The organism is Nocardioides speluncae, from assembly GCF_003121585.1.
GTDB classification, from domain to species: domain Bacteria; phylum Actinomycetota; class Actinomycetes; order Propionibacteriales; family Nocardioidaceae; genus Nocardioides; species Nocardioides speluncae.
In genome coordinates this window covers 75,454-93,376 of sequence record NZ_QEOO01000031.1, presented here as the reverse complement: position 1 = coordinate 93,376, position 17,923 = coordinate 75,454, and the positions used below count along the sequence as shown (strand labels likewise).

Here is a 17,923-nt window from a genome sequence, read left to right as displayed (position 1 = left end):
GACACACCTCCGGTGAGCGTATGCAGTCCGGAGGGCACCTACAAGTTTGCCCCAACGGGCACCGGGTCAGCCCGGCTCGGCAGACACCTTCGGCGGAGTCTGCACAACCTCCAAGGTTGCTCGACGACACTCAACCTCGATCCTGCGCTCACCCTCCCACAATGCTTCGAACCGGACCCCGACATCGGAGGAAGCAACGCGGACCAATGCGACTTCACTCAGCCCCCAGCCGATCTCGTCCGGATGCTCAAGCATCCGGGGCGTGAGCCCGCTGCGCAGCGTCAGTTGCTGGACTCCATCAAGGTCAAGGGCAAGCTCAAGCGGGGTTTCCAGCACGCGCCCTGCAGCATCCACGATGACACTGAACGCGATGTGCACCGAGTAGCCAAACTTGTCGAGTCGCAACTCCCGCATCAGGGACTCGGCCAAGCCACCTCCCTGCTCCAGCCAGCGGCTGATCTCCTCGGTGGTGTCGACCTTCATCGTGAGGGCGCCTCGATGCCGTGCGTCAATCCCGCGGTTGCAACGTTGCCACACCAGGCGAGCTCAGGAAACGCGCGAAAGGAAAACCCAGCAGACCCCGTCGGACGGGTGGATCTGACGGTGATCGCGTACCTCGTACGAGGACTCCACATCCACGTCACTTCCGACCAGCGCCCCTAGTTCGCTCACGATGTCGCTCATGTCGGCTTCGTCGTCCTCGGTAGCCTCTGAGAGCTGAAACCGAAGACGGAGACGCGACCCATGTACCTCGACGCCGAAAGCGAGAGTGTGCTCAGGGATTTGACCCCGCGAGGCCTCGACTGTCTGAGCTATGACGTAGTTCTCCCAAATCGGCGCACGACCCGGCTCATCGGGTGTTGGCAGGCTCATGGCGTCCACGCAGGGTTGTAGGGAACGACGCTCGGCGCTCGAGTGCCCTTAATGAAGAACACGTTCGTGGCTTGGCTCGGGAAGCCAGACCTGGGATTGACATTAACACCCGTCACGCCGGGAACGCGCACGACGATGTCGTGGCCCTTCAGCCCAAGCACCTGGGCCGCACCGCTATGGAAGTCGTCCAACACTCGTTGCGCATCATCAGCCGAGTTGAAGTAGCTGCCACCGCCGTATTCGCGCGCCCCCAACACGTGCCTGCCCTGCCGCTGTGCGCTGATCGAGGTGTTGACCGCCAAACGATCGATCGTGGCCCCGGCGCCCGTCGTAATGAACCGAGGAGGTACGTCGTCGGCGTGTTTGATGAGGTCGTAGACCTCGTCAACCTTTGTGACCTTGCTGGCCTTGCCAGGGCCAACGAGGCTGGTAGCCGCCAGCAAGCAGGAGCCACTGGCTCCTGGATTGCTAGCGCAGCCCCCGAAGTCTTCGAGCAACAGAATGTAGGCAATCCGAAGGTACGGGTCCTCTGCCATTGCCTCCATGGCGTCGGCGGCGCCGGACGCCTGCAGTCCGCCAGAGAGCGCCCACATATCCGGTGTTCCGTACTGGTACTCGCAGACCGGGTTGCCGCCGCATACCGCCCAGTTCAGCTGCCTTGCCGTCGCCACGGTCTGCACCACGTCGTTGATGTCGGGCGAACCATCGTCGCCAGAGCCGGAGCCGCCGGTCCCGGAGCCGCCGGTACCAGAACCACCGTTTCCAGAACCGCTGCTATCAGGGTCGGGGTCGCCAGGGTCGCTGCCACCACCGCAACGATCAACGCACTCCAGGCCAGTCGGGTCGGAGTTGTTGACCGGGTCTTGGTCGGCGTAGGTGTAGCCGTTGACCGACAGTGGGTCGGCTGGGTCAAGCAGAGGGTCGACCGACAGGAAGCGGCCGAGGTCGGGGCTGTACTCCCGGGCCGCCACGTGGGTGAAGCCAGTGCCCGCGTCGTGGGGCTTGCCCAGGAACTTCTTGTCGTCGACGAACGTAGCTCCCGGTGTGGTGCGGTCGGCACCGAAGGGTGTGAGGTAGCGCTTCTTCTCAGTGCCCTTCGGGTTCGCAGAATCCCACTGAGCCAGGTTCGACCCGTGGCGGTCCGCCGCCAGCCAGTACAGCTTCGTAGTCGGCGTGCCGACCGTCAGGTCCGCGGCCACGCTCGCCTTCACGTCACGGAGGGCGATCACACCGACCGCACCGTGGCTGTAGTAGCGAAGTCCGCGCACGATGGTCGGCTTGCCGGCCTTCATGGCGACCCGTAGCTCCTGCCCGCCGGGCAGATAGAGGATTGTGCTTCCGTCGCCGTTGGGTCGCTTGATCAGCAGGTCGCCGTCAGCGGTGTAGATGTGCTGGTAGGTCGCACCACCAGTACCGTCACTCTTGGGCTGCTTAGTGAGCGTGTCGAGCTTGCCCTCCGAAGTCCAGGTCAGGTCTTGGCGGGTGCCGTCGGGCGCCTCGGACCTGGTCATGTCGCCGACCTTGTTGGTACAGAAGAAGTCGTTCTCGCTGGTCGTCACGCCGTCGTCGAGGACGGTGGTGCTGGTCTGTCGAAGTGCGTGCGGCGCGACTGGATCGGTCGTGCCGTAGCACGGGTGGCCTGCCGCCCCATCGATGTACTTCGTGGTGATCTTCGACGACCGTGTCGGGGTCGGGTTGTCAACGCGGGTCGCCCGGGTCCCGGACGCTGCGTTGTAGGTGTAGGAGTGCCAGGACGGCGACGACCCACCCAGCTGGTCGGTCTTGCGGTTCGCCGGATCACAATCCGCGACGTTCGGTGTCCACGCCTCGGCCAGCCGGTTGTAGTCGCCGTACGAGAAGCACTGGTTGTCCGGATCGTTCAGCGACTTGTCGAAGACCGAGGTGAGCCCACCGGCGTCGTTGTAGGTGTAGTGCTGGTCGAGCAGCGATGACGGCGACAGGTAGGAGATCGCATCGAAGCGCTCGAGTCGACGCAGCCCGTCGTAGTAGTAGCGCTGCCAGACCCGGTTGTCGTTGTTCGGAGACACCGCGAGTGTGGCCATCGATGGGTCGCCGAACTCGGTGTACGCGGTCTCCAGGGCATAGGCGTCCTTGCCAGTCACAGTCTTCGGCAGACCGAGGCCCGCAGCGTCGTAGCCGTAGGACACGATCTCGCTCGGCAGTTTCCCGATCGCCGGAAGCTCGTCGGCGCCCACGGTGCCGTCGGTGTTGAAGTCGGTCCGGTAGGTCAGCGTCGAGGAGACCATCTTGGTCGCCACCAGGGGATCGGTCGACGGCAGCTTGACGCTGTTCTCAACGGGCCGGCCGAGCTCGTCGTACGCCGTCACCGTGGTTGTGTACGCCTTGCCAGTGGTGCCCGCACCGCCGACGTAGCGGACAGCACTGTGGGGGTGTCCGTCGCCCTTGATGGCATCGTCATAGGTCCAGGCAGCGAGCTTGTTCGCATCGGTCTGCGCGGTGGACTTCCACTTGCCGACTTGCCGCCCGAGTACGTCGTAGCCGTACGACAGCACTTGCTCTTCAGCATCCATAGTCGAATGCACGCGGTCGAAGGCGTCGTAACTGGTGAGAGCGGTGCCTCTGTCAGGGTCGGTCGACTGCGCGACCCGCCCATGCAGGTCGTGGGTGTAGGTCCAGGCCTTCCCATCAGGGCCGGTGAACTTCGCGAGCCGACCGTGCTGGTTGTAGTCGGACTTGTTGGCGAGGTAGCTGGATCCTGTCGGTGACGCCGACGGGTAGGTGCGTTCCTCGACAGTGCGTCCCCACACGTCGGTGACCGTCCGTCGACCCACCCCGCCCGTCGGAGGTGTGACTGCCGTGCTGTCACCGGTGTAGGAGGTGGTTGTCTCCACCGTGCGGTGGGCAAGACCGCCCGACGGAGTGTCCACGCCGTAGGTGACGGCGTTCTTGATGGTCCGCTCGGCACCATCGAAGACTGTCTTGGTCTGAACGTAGCCGCCTTCGGCCGCAACGAACCGCGTGCCGCTCGGAGGAGCCTGGCTGTCCCAGATGTCGGCGAACGACATGTAGGCCAGCCCGCGGTCGTCGTACCGGGTGTCGGTCATCACCCGTCCACCGGCAGGTGAAGGCGCTTGGGTCTGCCGGGGTCGCAGGAGCGAGTCGAAGATCTCGTAGCCAGTGACGTAGGTGTCGGCACTGTCGCCTTTGAGGCGGGATGTGGCCAGCCACGAGCCATCGACGCTGCCGTCGGGATTCTCAGCACCACCGAGGTGGTAGGCGAATTTGATCGACGCACCGTGTCCGTTGATCTCGCTGTTGTCGGGGAGCCAGACACCAGTCACCCGGCCAAGCGCGTCGAACTTCTGAGTGGTGACGTTGTTGTTCGGATCCTCAGTGGCCCGGATAGCCCCCCACGCCGGATCGAAGACGCTAGTGATCGTCTGCTCGAGATCGTTGGTGACCTCGACCCTGGTGGGCACGCCGGCGCCCTCAGGGGTGTACTTAGTGGTGGTTGTTGCACCCTTCGCTGTGACCGCGGTAGGTCGTCCGAGCGCGTCATACACCGATGTCGACAGCCGGTGCACGATCGGCGCGCGGCCGGTGTACCCCTTCGCCCGAAGTACGCCGACCGCCAGGCTCTTGGTCGGTTCTTGGCTGTTCCAGGTGGCGCCCTCGACGTACAAGAACATCTGGTCGCTGACCACGTCCTTCGGCTCGGTTGCATCCGGCGGCAACGGCGCCTGGTCCGCGTCTGCACAGCTCGTGGCGAGCGTCTGCTGCCGCGCGACAAGGCCAACCAGGTTGTCCTCGGGTTTGTCGGGGTTGCGGGCGTACCAGGTGAGGGTGCAGGTGTGATCCGTCGTCGTGCCTGGCGCGTCGTCATTAGGGGTGGCGTACGACACGGTCTTGACCGGCATGCCGTAGCCGTCGTAGTCGGTGACGCGCTGTGTGGTCGAGCGGTCGTAGGTCCCCGCCGTTCCGGTCACACGGGTGCGTTTGGTGGTTCCTCGCTCGCGGACCATGTGGGCGGTGATGGTGACCGGGTCGGCGTCCTTGCCATCGATCTGCCCGCCGGGGAACGTGTATGAGACAAGGTCCTCCTCGTCCCGAGTCCACGGTTCCCAGATCGTGCCCGATACCTGGGCGCCCGGGCTGCCGTTGATCGTGCCGGTATATACGACTTTTTCGCGAGCTCGTCCAGCCCACTCATCGCGATCGGTGATCGAGGACGCGGTGATGCCGCTCACCTGCTCGGACTTTGTGGACCCATCAGCCTGGCGATTCCCATCCATGCCGCGCAGATACACCGTCGTCGACATCGACTGGGTGTCACTGGCGTTGTTGCCACGCAGCGTCGTGACCCTCTCGTAGCCGCGCCACTGCGACCACGTGCGGTGCGCGTTGGGAAGCATCGGGTTGTCGTCGTACCGCCACGCCGCGCCACACGGAGGGGTACGACCGTCCGTGCAGGTCGTACCGTACTTGTAGTGAGTGATGACCGCCTCGTCATTGCCGGTCGGATCGATCTCCATCACCCCGGCGACCACGTACTTGTGGAACCAGTCCTTCTTTGGGTCCGGGCCGAATGCCGCCCACCACACTGGAAAACAACGGCGGGTGTTGGTGGCGGCTGAGGTGGGCAGGTCATCGTGGGCACAATCACGCGTGGAGTAGTCCACAGTCGTGATGCCACCGGTCTCCGAGACAATCGAACCGAGCCGCGGTCGAAGGAACGGGGCGATCCCATCTCCTGTTTTGTCGACCCGGTTGGCCATCGGGTCGCTGGTCGGCATGAGCTTCACCGCGCGCTTCGCGATGGGTGTCGGACCAGCCACGCCCTTGTGCTGGATGACGGTCGGCCAGAGCACCTGGTCTGCCACGTCGCCCGGGCCGGTGGAGACCTCGCCGGGGTTGAACCAGATGTGGTCGAGAGTCCATTCATCGACGTCGCGGTAGCCCGCGCCGTTGTCGACGCCAGTGGTCACTGAGACGAGGCGCTTGCGTGAGAAGAAGGTAGGTGCCGGATCGTCCTCGCAGCGGTCACCGGGCTTGCAGATCGACGCGTAGGGAACGTCCGGCCACTTTGCCTTGGTGGTCCCGTTGAGCTCGGAGCAGTCTGCGGCCAGACAGCGTTCCGCATAGGTCAACCTCACCCGCTGCGGGGCCTGCGCCAGACCGTCTGCGTCGAACAGGCTGCCGCGGCGTAGACCGTAGTCAATCCTGGTCAGATATCCCCCGCGGTCATAGGAAGTGCCATGGTCAGGGTTGCCACCCCTGGCGTACCGGTTCTCCTCGCCGACGTACCAGTACGTGGAGGCGTTGCTGCTCGTGTCGGAGACTAGGTCGAGGTTCCAGCGCCATGCCTGCTGACACCAAGACTCGGCGAAGGGCTCCTTCTTGCAAGCAGTCGCCTGCGCCGGATCGCCATCGCGCGAGAAGACCGGCACGGTCCACACTGACTCTGTAACAGGCTGTCCGGTCGTCCAGCCCGGGAGGCGCTCCATGCCGAAGACGTACTCGGTGCCGTCGGTGGTGACCAGACGCCAGTGCTCGCCGTTGTTGTCGCCGTTCTCGGCATCGAACAGCCGCGTTACCTTCGACCCGTCGTTAGCTCGCAACCTGAACTCGTTCGCCGAGACCGGGATGAGGTCGGTCGCGTTTCCGTTCAGCACGAGCCGGAGGCGCTCTCCACGCCAGCACTGGTCATACTTCTGCTCGACGCCGACGGCCTTGCAGGAGATGAAGCTACGCTCGACGTACGACTCGGTCAGCGAGAATCCCTCACCGATCGGACCCGGTTGATTGTTCGAAGCGAACGTCCGCCCGTCCACCGAGCCGGAATCGTAGTGAACGCCGAGGCTAGGCACCGGTCCTGCGGCGGGCGGTGGCATCCTGAAGTCGTATGACCAGGTGAAGGAACCTGAGGAACCGCCGCCGGTCCACGACGATGACGCCGACAGCGGCGTCGCCGTGTAGTCACCGCCTGGCTTGGCGGCGTCGCCGTCCTCCGTGACGCTGGACTCGCCCTGCATTGCTTCGTCCGCGCGCTCTCCCTCAAGCGCCTTGCTACCGACGCGGTTGGCTGTCTCCTGCGCGAGAAGCGAGCGACGGCCATTCTCCTGCAGCTGCTCCCAGGCTTGGCGCGCCTTCGCCGCCTCGGCGGCTCCCCGCTCCGAAGGCACAGGCTTCACCGTCGATGGGCTCTTTGGTGCTGGTTGAGGCGTCTTCCAGCCCGGCTCAGCCGCTGCGTGCTGGGGCAGAGTGCCACCCGCAAGGATCACGCCGGCCAGCACTGCCAACGTGGTCAACGCGACCACACCTCGAGACCGTGACGCTGAAACGGGATACACCAGGATCTCCCTCACTCGCACGAATTGCCGCACCATCCGCATCGTCAGAACCCCGCCATCTGCTCGCGCGTCGCCGCTCCAGCGAACACCCGAAAACGCCGCAGGTTTCCAGTCATCCAGTCGGTCCAGCCAGCACCCGACGGTGCCTTGCCGACCGCGATCTCGCCCGCGCCTTGAGATGGCGCCGGGAACTGCTCAATGCATCGGAGCTGGGTCGTGCCTAGGTGGAGGCACACCTTCATCTCGTCCGGGTCGGCGAGAAGGTCGGTTTCCGTCGGGCGGTACACCGCGTTCAGCCGCACCTCTCCGACAGGTGGCGGCGCGTCGTGGAACGTCGTCTGCTCCGTCCCATCAGCATCGGTACGCGCTAGCACCCATTCACCGCGCCGATTGCCGAGGGCGTCAACTCCGGCGTACTTGTACCACAGGGCCCAGCTCGACAGGTCGCTTCCAGCGGCGAGGCGCTGGCCCGCCACGCGGACCCGCTGCCCAGGCGAAAGGTTGGCGCTTTCGATGGCGAAGTCCGCCGACAAGGTGAACGGACTCGTCTCGTCTATCACTGGACCTGGCCCGATGAGTGCCTCATCGACGCCACTGAGCCGAACCACGCCTGCCTCGCTGTCAATCTGTGCCACGCGGGTTGGTGTCAACGCTGCCCGCGCGTATGCCGAGCGGTCCGGAAGCGCCGTGGATGTCGGAAGCTGCCAGTCGGCGACCTGGGCCAGATGCGGCTGCGTGGTGGAGTCCGACGCGAAGCCGTCGCCGAACAACGCCTGACGGGTCACCTCGTACTGGCTGATCGAGCGGTCCCAGACCTCGACCTCATCCAACATGCCGCGGAACGTCTGGTCGGTCGGGGTGCCCGTCACCGTGCCCAACTGGAAGGGCCCAGTTTCGTAGGTCGGCTCCTGGGCGACCGTCAGCGCCGCCGGATAAGGCGTGCGCCGACCGTTGACGACCAAGGTCAGTCGGTTGCTGGCGTCGTCGTAAGACACGGCCAAGTGGGTCCACACACGAGTCGTGACCGGCTCCGGTGACTCCAGTGACAACCACCGCTGTGTGCCAGCCTCGTCGTATCCGTGGCTGACCGCCCATTTGCCGGTCGAGGCGCGGTACAGGAGGGCGATTCCCCGCTTGCCGTCTGGGGACCGCTGTGAAAGCACGATCCTGTTGTTGGCTTTGTTGTCCAGCCATGCCCAGGTCGAGAACGTGAACGACCCGCTTGTGTCGACGACTGGATCGCCGTGGAAGGCATGAGCGCCGCCGGTGGCGAACTCCACGGCCTCGTCACGCCAGCCGCCGTCCGTGAAGGTGTACCCGCGCCGTCCAAGCGGTCCGCGGCTGCTGCCGGTCACCGTCGCACCCGACAGCTCCAGTGGACCGGCTACCTCCTCCTCGCCGGGCCGGACCCCCTGTGCGGTGTTCGCCAACGACGCGGTGCTGCCATCACGGGTCACGTGCCACAGCGCAACGCTCGGCTTACCCTTCACGAAGAAGGTGTAGTAGGCGGGGTTCGAACCCCGGTCCCACCTGTCATAGGCATGCACCTTGAGGGTGTGGGGACCGATATCGTCCGGCGTGACCACGCTGCTCTTTTCATACTCGATCAGGCCGGTACCGGCCGGCGCCTGGTCGATACTGGCCACGAAAGGGACCTCCTCACGCAGGTTCGGATCGTTATCACCATCGTCGTGGCGATACTTCAGGTAAGCGGTCATGCCGATACCGCCACCCCAATGCCTCGGCTGACCCTCCACCTCGGGGGGATAGTTCTGGGCCGTGTAGTCGTTCGCAGGCTCGATGATCGGCGGAAGAGGCCGGTCCGGATCAATGCGGAAATAGCACCAGCCCGTCCACCCCGAATACAGCGTCCCCTCACCCCCTTCGTTGTCGTAGTGCGACAACGTGCGGGCCCGCACCCGGTGATGCACCGTCGTCGACAGCTTCTGGTCATCGGTGGGCCAGTAGGTGATCGGGCCGCCGTCCTGACTCCACTGATCTCTGTGGGTTCGGTCGTACTTCAGGTAGTAGCCGGGCTGACCGTCCTCCAAATGAGACTCCACCTGGAACTGCACCTTCAACTCGCGCAGCCAGTTCACGCCAGCGGGGTCGCTCGCGACCGTCTTCGGGGTCGCCGCGACCGGTGGCGTCTGGCTGTTGACGTACCAAGCGTTGGCCGCGTCTGCGCCACAGCCCTTGAACGTGTCGCCGACCTTCAAGCCTGACGGGACGTCCGGTTTCAACGCTGTGTAGACGCTAATCACCGCATCCGGCTCGAATCGCTTCCACGCCAGCTGGTTGGTCTCGTCCGCGGCCTGCAGGCCGATCGTCAGCCGAGGCAGGTCGCCGTTGGTCAGCCGCTGCACCTGCCACCGGAGCGCCTCCGTCGCAACTTCGCGATCCGGATTCGTGCACCCACCCCAGGATGGCGACGCGAGCTCACGCACGAAACCCGACCCTGGCCACGTTGTGGAGGTCGATATCGGGTTCGCCTGGTTCACCAACATCGTGTAGCTCCCGCAAGACGCGTGGTGCGTCTGGTGCACTCGGAACTCCGCCTTCAGCACCTGATGACCATCACCCAGGGCCGAGGTGCCCTTGCCGAACTCGAAGAAGAGTCGCTTCCGGTAGTTGCCGGTGCACTCGGTCGAGTACGACGTGGGGCAGAGCCCGACACCCTCATTCGTCGTGAAGGCCCAGTCCTTCCACTCGGGGCCACCATCGTGCGGCGAGCGGACCATCAAACGCTCCTGATCCGGCAACGCGAAGAACGGGTCGACATACAGCGGGAACACAGTCGCTGGGTCGTTCAACATCGCCGCAACCGGCGTGATGCGTAGCCGGTCATCGGTAACGGCCACACCCATCACTTTCACCCGGTCACCCTCCGAAGGGGCCGCGTGCTCGGCATATCCGCCGTCCGGTCCGAAGGCGTCCTCGACACTCTTCAACGGCATCCGTGGCGTCTTCGTCGGTTCGTCCGACCCGGCAGCCGCAAACGAATCCCACATCACCGCCGAACCAGACGCCAGGCTCTCGTTCCCCTTGTCATCGAGAAATACAGTTGCCGCACCCGGCCGCCCGATCAGACGCCCACCACGAGAGTCCAGAGAGAAGTCAAGCCGCTCCATCACACCCGAGCGAGCCGCCGCACGCGTCCTCACCACGTACACCTGCTGCATGCCTTCCGGTGTCGCAGTCAGCTTCAGATCCACGCCCGGGAAAACATCCCGATAGGTCGCCGTCGCGCCATCGAGGACCGGAGTGGTCAACCTGCCAGGCAGACCCAACTTCAACTCGGCGTCGCCGTCGCGCAAGCGCAAGCGCAAGGAGTCAGTCGTCGTCGATCCGGTGGGGAAGACCACGCCCGTCGCCGTCGCCCGCGGCCTCACCCCGTCCGAGGTCGCCACCAGCGTGGTGTCCACCGGAACCAGTCGACCATCATGGTCGCGCCCATACAGCGGCGCGCTCGACAGATCGTGCCTAGTGGTCCCATCGGGCTCAGCGAACACCCGCGAGTAGATCCCGCGCTGGCCGGCCATCTCAACCGGTTCTCCGGAGGCCGCCGCCTCGGCATATGCATTCGGCTCAGCGGCCGGTGGAGTGTGCGAGGACGCGGTCGCGACCTCTGGTAGATCGCCTGAGACCTGAGTCGCGGTGACGACGACAGGCGCCGCGAGAAGGAGGATGAGCGCGCGTGCAGGAATGGATCTCACAGGTCCCCCGTATGCAGAACGGATCTGAACAACCACGACATCCCGAGAACAAAGCGGGCTGATCTTCACCCAAAGTGCGCGCGGGCACAACTTGGTTGCAGCAAGTTGCAGAATCCTGGGCCTGACCTGCGCGAACGCGGTGCGACTGGTCTAGACCATCATCGCGGGATGCGGTCCTTCTGCACGGCGCGTGGAGGCGCGCAACAATGGGTCTGGGTGCACTGACCGCTGATCCAGGCTCGGGAAGGGGGCTGCGTGAGCGCACGGGCGTGGTACGCCGCTGGGCCAGGGTTGCTGGTCGGGCAGGGCGACCACTGGCTGCTCATCGGCGTCGAGCCGCCGGATGCGCTGGTCGACGCGCTGTGGCAGACGGTCGTCACGGGTGGGCCGGGGACGAGCCGGGCGCTGACCGACATCGTCGCGGGACACTACGGCAACATCGTGCCGCCGCTGGTCATCGTCGACACCTCCCCCGAGGCCGAGCCGCCGGTGCTGCGCAGTGGCGGGCAGATGAGCGGCGACGACGCGGCGTACCACTTGAGCGTGGGGCAGGAGGCGACCGGCGGGCTGCGGCCGTTCGGTGGCGGCGTGGTGCCGGCGGCGCTCGCGGAGATCCGGCCCAGTCGTCAGGCAGCGGCCCCGGCGGCTGAGAAGCCGGTGATCCCCGGGATCATCGACGGCATTCCGCCGGAGATCCTCGCCGCGTCGAGCACCGTCCCGCCGCGCACCGGGTTCCAGCGGCCGGTGTTCACCGCCGACCCTCCTGTCGAGGAGCCGACCCGGGTGGTGGGTGGGTCCGCTGGTTTCGAGACGGTCGCTAGCGCGACCTCCTCAACCGACGGCGCGGAGCAGGCGAGCACTGTACGGCGCGACGACCAGCGCTCCCCTACCGTCGTTCGCCCCGAGCGGCACCAACTCGACCACGACGGCTCGACCGTCGGTCTCCAGGTGCCGGGCGAGGTGGCGGAGGATCACGACGGGATGACCACCCACCTTGTCCGCCCGCAGACAGAGGATGTCGACCACGACGGGATGACGACGCATCGGCCTTCCGCTGGTTTCGAGACGGTTGCAGAGCAACCTCCTCAACCGGCGGAGGACGTCGACCACCTCAGCCACAACACCCGGGAGACGGTGCTGGCGGTGCACTGTCCGCGCGGCCACGTGACGCCGGCGTACACGCCGAACTGCCGCACCTGCAACGCGCCGGTCCCGCCGCAGGAGCCGCAGCGGCTGCCCCGGCCGCGGCTGGGCGGGCTGATCCTGCCGACCGGCGAGACGGTACCGCTGGACCGGGGCGTGGTGTTCGGGCGGAAGCCGGCGCCGATGCCGGGCGGCGAGGAGTGGCCGCACCTGGTGTACCTGCCCCAGGACTCGTCGTACCTGTCCCGGATGCACCTCGCGATCGAGCTCGACGGCTGGCTGGTGATGGCGCAGGACCTCGGCGCCCGCGGGGGTACGACGCTGAAGGTGCCGGGGCGGCCGCCGGAGAAGCTGAGGGCCGGTGAGACGTACGTGTTGGAGGCCGGGCATGCTGTCGACCTGGCAGACGTGTACGAAATCGTGTTCGAGGTAAATGCATGAGTGGACCGCAGATCCCCGGCTTCACCTATCTCGACCATCTCGGCAGCGGCGGGTTCGCGGAGGTTTACCTCTACGAGCAGGAGTGGCCGCGCCAGAAGGTCGCGGTCAAGGTGGTGCGCCCCGACGTACCCCTCAACGAGCGCGAGAAGCAGCTGTTCACCAGCGAGGCCAACGCGATGGCGCGGCTGGCCGACCACCCCTACATCGTCAGCGTGATCACCGCCGGGATGACCGACGAGCCCGGCAGGGCGGCCCGGCCGTACCTGGTGATGCGCTACTGCCCACCGCCGGACCTCGGTGCCCGAGTGCGTACGGCGCCGATGTCGGTGGTGGACGCGATCAGCACTGGCATCAAGCTCGCCAGCGCCATCGAGACCGCGCACCGCTCCGGCATCCTGCACCGCGACATCAAGCCCTCGAACGTCCTGGTCACGACCTACAACGAGCCGGCGCTCACCGACTTCGGCATCGCCGGCCACATGCACGAGGTCGAGAGCGACCACGAGGTGCGGATCTCCTACCCGTGGTCGCCGCCGGAGCTGCTCGACGGCCGCTCCAACGGCTCGGTGGCCTCCGACGTCTACTCGCTCGGGGCCACGATCTGGAACCTGCTGATGGGGCGGTCGCCGTTCGCCGTACCCAACGGCGACAACAGCTCCCGCGGCCTGACCGCCCGGATCCTGCATGCCGCGCCGCCGCCGACCCAGCGCGCCGACGTACCGCCAACGCTGGACCGGCTGCTGCAGCAGGCGATGGCCAAGGACCCGTCACACCGTCCTCAGTCCGCACTCGAGCTGGCGCGGGCGCTGCAGCGGATCGAGGCCCAGCAGAACTACCCGCGTACGGCGATCGCGGTCGAGGGCGACAGCCCCGGACTCGCGCAGTCCGGCGCTCCGCTCGGCGAGCCTGGCGCACCCGACCCGGACGCCACCCACTTCAAGCCGATCTCGGTGGTGCACGCGTCCGGCCCGCGCGGTGGCGCGGTGGCGACCACCGCGCCCCCGGCCACGGCGCCGCCCGAAGCGCCGCCGACACCGGTCCGCACCTCGACCGTGGTCTGGTCGGTCGTCGGCGTGGTCGCGCTCGCGGCGATCGGCGTCGGCGTCTGGCTGACCGCGGGCGGTGACGACGACCCCGGCGACAACCCTTCGCCCGGCCAGAGCAGCCATACCCCGATCGACGTCGCACCCGAGGCGCCCGAGGGACAGCCGGTCGTCACCGGATCCCGGCGCGGCAACAGGGTCACGTTCAAGTGGGGCTGGCCGGACCCGCTCGAGCAGGGCGACGGCTGGCGGTGGCGCCGTACCGACACCGGCGACGACAAGCGGACCTCCAGCAAGAAGCTCACCGTCCGCTCCGACGACCGGGTCTGCATCCAGGTCCAGCTGATCCGCGGCACGTTCGCCTCGGCCTGGACCGAGAAGTGCGTGAGCTAGCCCGGCTCTCGGTGGGCGGCGCCGCCCCATGTAACGCGCAGTTAGGCACACTGCCACGCAGGAATTACTGCGGGTCAGTGGGCCTAACTGCGCGTTACATGGCTCAAGTACGGCGATAGCGGACCACTAGCTCGCGCGACGATGGATGTACGGCGAGAGGTCGTCGATCGACGTGCCGAACCGAGCCACCGTGGCGGCGTACTCGCGTCGTAGCCGCAACTTCGTCCGTTCACGCTCGACACCGAACAGCTCGGACCAGATGATCCGCGACATCCCGAGGTCGTAGCTGCACAGCCAGTCTTGCCGCTTCTTCTCACGCCAGACCACAGCCCCGGGGTCGGCGTCGTCGGCGTAGCCACCCTCCTGACGCCGTTGGTACTTCATACGACCGTCGAACTCGAAGAGGTGCCGGCCCACCCGCAGATCGCACGCTGCCCAGCGGACCCCGTCCCTCAAGGTGAACTGCGTCTGCGGCACGCCGATACCTAGTTCGAGGATCAATAGTCTCGACAGCGATTCCCCGACAGTCTCCGCACCCTCGTCAGCGAGCTCCACCGCCTGGCGGACGGCGCGCACATTCGGCCACGACCACATCGGCTCGTAGGCCCTGATCAGCTCGCTGCGAGTGACGCCCATCTGCATGGCGCTGTCGCACGCGACGACCCCGTGGTGAAGGCCGTGCTCACGAGCGATATCGACGGCGGTCCGAGCTGGGCCGAGCACCGGCAGTCCCGCAGCAAGGACGACCTGTTCGTCTCGAAAGACCGCGCCGTGATGCTTGACGCCAAAGCGCGTTCGCGAGCCGCGCACGTCTGGACGGGTGATGTGCACGGGTTCGTCGTCGCCGGGATGAAGGGTGTCCAGTCCGAGTGCGTACGCCGCCGAGTGATGGCTCATCACATGGTCTTCGACCATCGTGAGGTGGACGGCACGAGCCCGCTGCAGCGGCCGCCCTTGCCAGACGTCGAGTGCTTCCCAGTCCTCACGCCGCGTGAACACTCCGCGCCGTACCGCAACCCACGCGCCACGCCTAAGGTAGCGCCGCACATCATGGCGCGACAGCCCACACGAGACAGCCTGGGCAAGGGTGATCAGACCGTGCCCCTGCTCGAACGCGCCTTGCAACACCGGGTTCATGAACCCAAGGCTTGCCGCAGAATGTTGCGCGTGGCGTCCGTACCGTGCTGCCTGTGGAGAAACGCCGGGGTCGCTGATCTGTGGACGACTCCCGGGCCGTCCGTCCGACTCACCCTCTGTCAGCCCATGTAACGCGCAGTTAGGCCCACTGACCCGCAGGAATTCCTGCGGGTCAGTGGGCCTAACTGCGCGTTACATGGGGCTGGGCGCTCTCAGTACCGCTCCTTGGAGCTGCGGCGTACGAAGATGAACGCCATCACCATGGAGAGGCCGCACAGGACGACGAGGGCGGTCATGTTCGCGACCCACTGGCCAACGGTGTGGGAGTAGAGACCGCTGTACTCGGCGGCCTCGGGCGTCAGGAACAGGTTGAAGTCGACGCTGGTCGCGCTGGCGGCGTACCCCCAACGAGCGGGTGCGAGCCAGGCAAGCTGCTCCAGGACCGGCCGGCCGTCGACCGGCAACAGCGCACCGGACAACACCAGCTGCAGCATCACCAGTCCGACCAGTGTGGGCATGGTCTGCTCCGAGGACGTCACCAGTGCCGAGATTGCCAGGCCGATCACCGCCATGGTGAAGGAGGTGAAGCCGATCGCGACCGCGATCTCGAGCCAGCCGAGGCTGAGCACGCCCTTGTCGTTCGGTCCGGGCAACCCCACCGTCGCCAGGAAGGTGACCAGCACGCCCTGCCAGAAACAGGCAGTACCGAGCACCATCACTTTGCTGAGCAGATACATCCCAGGCGAGAGGCCGACGGCGTACTCGCGTTGGAAGATCGCGCGTTCCTTGACCAGCTCGCGGATGGTCACGGCGGTGCCCATCAGCGCGGCGGCCACGATCAGGATCGTCAGCCGCTGTTTGAGCTCGGTGTAGTCACGACTCGGCAGGGACAGGCCGAGGTCACCGGGAACGACACGGCTCAGGCCGCCGAGCACCAGCGGCATCAGCAGCAGCATCGCGAGCAGCAGCTTGTCGGCGACGGTGATCGAAAGGTCACGCTTCACCAGGGTGGTCAACTGCCGCATCATCGACTGGTGCGGCGGCGGTGCCATGCCGGCGGGCATCGCCGGCAGCGGCCCGGTCTGGCCGGCCTGCTTCGGTGGTGGGATCCGCTGCCACAGGTCGGGGCTGTCGAGTACGTCGAACACCTGCGGGTAGTCGCTCACCCCGAAGTGCGCGAGTACGCCGCTCGGCGGGCCGAAGTACGCCACCTTGCCGCCCGGCGCCATCACGACCACGTTGTTGCAGACATCGAGCGCGAGCACGCTGTGGGTGACCACCATGACCACGCGGCCCTCGTCGGCGAGCTTGCGCAGCTGGTTCATCACGTCGCGGTCCAGGCCCGGGTCGAGACCGGAGGTCGGCTCGTCGAGGAACAGCAGCGGCGGCGCGGTCAGCAGCTCGGTCGCGATCGAGACCCGCTTCTTCTGACCACCCGAGAGCTGGGTGCCGATCCGGTTGTCGATCTGCCGGTGTAGCTGCATCTGGCCGACCACGTGGTCGACCCGCTGCGCCCGCTCCTGCTTCGACGTGTCAGGAGGCAGCCGCAGCATCGAGGCGTAGGAAAGGCCCTGCCGGACGGTGAGCTGCGGGTGCTGGATGTCCTGCTGCGGCACCAGACCGATCTGGAAGCGCAGCTGTTCGTAGTGGGTGTAGAGGTCGTGGCCCTGCCAGATCACGTTGCCGGACGAGGCCGGGTGCAGTCCGGTGACAGCGCCGAGCAGCGTCGACTTGCCGGCACCGGACGGGCCGATCACCGCAGTCAGCGACGACGGCTCCAACTGGAAGGTCACCCCGTCGAGCAGCTTCTTGCGGCCGCTGTCGACCACCTTGGTGATGCCCTCGACGAACAGCGTGAGGTCGTTGCGGGTGGCGCGGACGGTGAGCTGGACGCCGTCCCAGACGAAGGTCTGGTTGCCGAACATGACCTCGGCCCCGGGACCGAGCTTCACCGAGCCCTGGACCCGCTGGCCGTTGACGTAGGTGCCGTTGAAGCTGTTGAGGTCGGTCAGGATCGCAGGGTTGCCGAGCTGCAGGGTGGCGTGCTGCCGCGAGACCAGCGCGTCGTCGATGACCACGTCGTTGGTGCGGGTACGGCCGATGGTGAGGGTGCCGGCCTGCCGGTTGGACGGCAGGATCGTGTGGCCGTGCTCGTACTGTCCGGGCGGCGGCTGTACGGCGTACTGGCCGCGCGGGTCGCTGTACGACTGCGGCGGCGGACCGCCCTGCCAGCCCTGGGGGCCGCCCTGGGGAGCGGGCGGGTAGCCGCCCGGGATCTGGGGCTGCGACGAGTGCATCGGCTGCTGCATCGGCGGCTGGTACGGCGGCGGGGCCTGCACCGGCGGAGTCTGCATCGGCGGGGCCTGGGGCGGCGCCGGCACGTGCGGTGTGTGCGGCTGGGACGGGTAGCCCGGCTGGCCGGAGAACTGCTGCGGCTGAGCGGCGGGCGGCGCCTGCGGCGCGGCCGGCTGACCACCGGAGAGGATCTCGACCTGCACCGGCACGCCCTGCATGCCACCGACCAGCAGCGTCACCGGCTGGCCGGGCTGGATCGCCTCGTGGGTGATCCTCCGCCCGTTGACGAACGTGCCGTTGGTGCTCCCGAGATCGACGAGGAACCATTGGTCCCCGCTGCGCCGGAACTCGAGGTGCCGACGGGAGACGTCGTCGTGGGAGACCACGACGCCTGCGTTGCGATCGCGACCGAGAACCACGGTGTCGTCGTTGAACTCGGACGCTGTTCCCGAGTGAGCGACGCGGAGCCGTGGACGAACTGAACTGCTCATGTCTCCCCAACGGAGTCGGCTACTGGATGCCCGGTCAGGTCGATCCGGGCCGCAGACAC

7 protein-coding genes and 1 pseudogene are annotated in these 17,923 nt (G+C 66.6%); 2 read left to right on the top strand and 6 right to left on the bottom strand.

Annotated elements, in window-relative coordinates:
• Window positions 1-66 precede the first annotated feature (66 nt).
• The 3 genes from DDV73_RS16980 to DDV73_RS16965 all read right to left on the bottom strand — a co-directional run bounded on the left by DDV73_RS16980 (window position 67) and on the right by DDV73_RS16965 (window position 10,630).
• Window positions 67-483 carry a hypothetical protein gene (locus DDV73_RS16980; RefSeq protein ID WP_109508451.1) on the bottom strand — a complete coding sequence of 139 codons (417 nt, stop codon included), beginning with the start codon at window positions 481-483 and terminating at the stop codon, window positions 67-69.
• Window positions 484-869: 386 nt separating this feature from the next.
• Complete coding sequence (locus DDV73_RS16970; protein ID WP_161962436.1) at window positions 870-7,037, bottom strand: RHS repeat-associated core domain-containing protein; 6,168 nt, start codon at window positions 7,035-7,037, stop codon at window positions 870-872.
• Between the two features lie 212 nt (window positions 7,038-7,249).
• On the bottom strand, window positions 7,250-10,630 hold the full coding sequence (locus DDV73_RS16965; protein WP_161962435.1) for a LamG domain-containing protein: 3,381 nt from the start codon (window positions 10,628-10,630) through the stop codon (window positions 7,250-7,252).
• 546 nt (window positions 10,631-11,176) lie between these two features.
• Between DDV73_RS16965 and DDV73_RS16960 the strand changes: the two genes are divergently transcribed.
• Entirely contained in the window at window positions 11,177-12,505 is a 1,329-nt protein-coding gene (locus DDV73_RS16960; protein WP_154402791.1) for an FHA domain-containing protein, read from the top strand.
• Window positions 12,502-13,941, top strand: a complete 1,440-nt coding sequence (locus tag DDV73_RS16955) for a serine/threonine-protein kinase (protein ID WP_109508446.1) — start codon at window positions 12,502-12,504, stop codon at window positions 13,939-13,941. Before DDV73_RS16960 ends, DDV73_RS16955 begins: the two co-directional genes overlap by 4 nt.
• A gap of 126 nt (window positions 13,942-14,067) precedes the next feature.
• Here the strand turns inward: DDV73_RS16955 and DDV73_RS16950 are convergent, their stop codons facing one another.
• The 3 genes and pseudogenes from DDV73_RS16950 to DDV73_RS16945 form a co-directional block, all read right to left on the bottom strand.
• Entirely contained in the window at window positions 14,068-14,838 is a 771-nt protein-coding gene (locus tag DDV73_RS16950; RefSeq protein ID WP_240617332.1) for a hypothetical protein, read from the bottom strand.
• 105 nt (window positions 14,839-14,943) lie between these two features.
• Window positions 14,944-15,078: pseudogene (locus DDV73_RS29735) on the bottom strand (type IV toxin-antitoxin system AbiEi family antitoxin domain-containing protein); the annotation flags it as partial.
• Window positions 15,079-15,290: 212 nt separating this feature from the next.
• Complete coding sequence (locus DDV73_RS16945; RefSeq protein ID WP_109508444.1) at window positions 15,291-17,864, bottom strand: FHA domain-containing protein; 2,574 nt, start codon at window positions 17,862-17,864, stop codon at window positions 15,291-15,293.
• Window positions 17,865-17,923 lie beyond the last annotated feature (59 nt).

Excerpts from the sequence above, each read along its gene's own strand:
- DDV73_RS16980 (WP_109508451.1), bottom strand. The coding sequence starts at position 483 with ATGAAGGTCGACACCACCGAGGAGATCAGCCGCTGGCTGGAGCAGGGA.
- DDV73_RS16955 (WP_109508446.1), top strand. The coding sequence starts at position 12,502 with ATGAGTGGACCGCAGATCCCCGGCTTCACCTATCTCGACCATCTCGGC.
- DDV73_RS16950 (WP_240617332.1), bottom strand. The coding sequence starts at position 14,838 with ATGAGCCATCACTCGGCGGCGTACGCACTCGGACTGGACACCCTTCAT.
- DDV73_RS16945 (WP_109508444.1), bottom strand. The coding sequence starts at position 17,864 with ATGAGCAGTTCAGTTCGTCCACGGCTCCGCGTCGCTCACTCGGGAACA.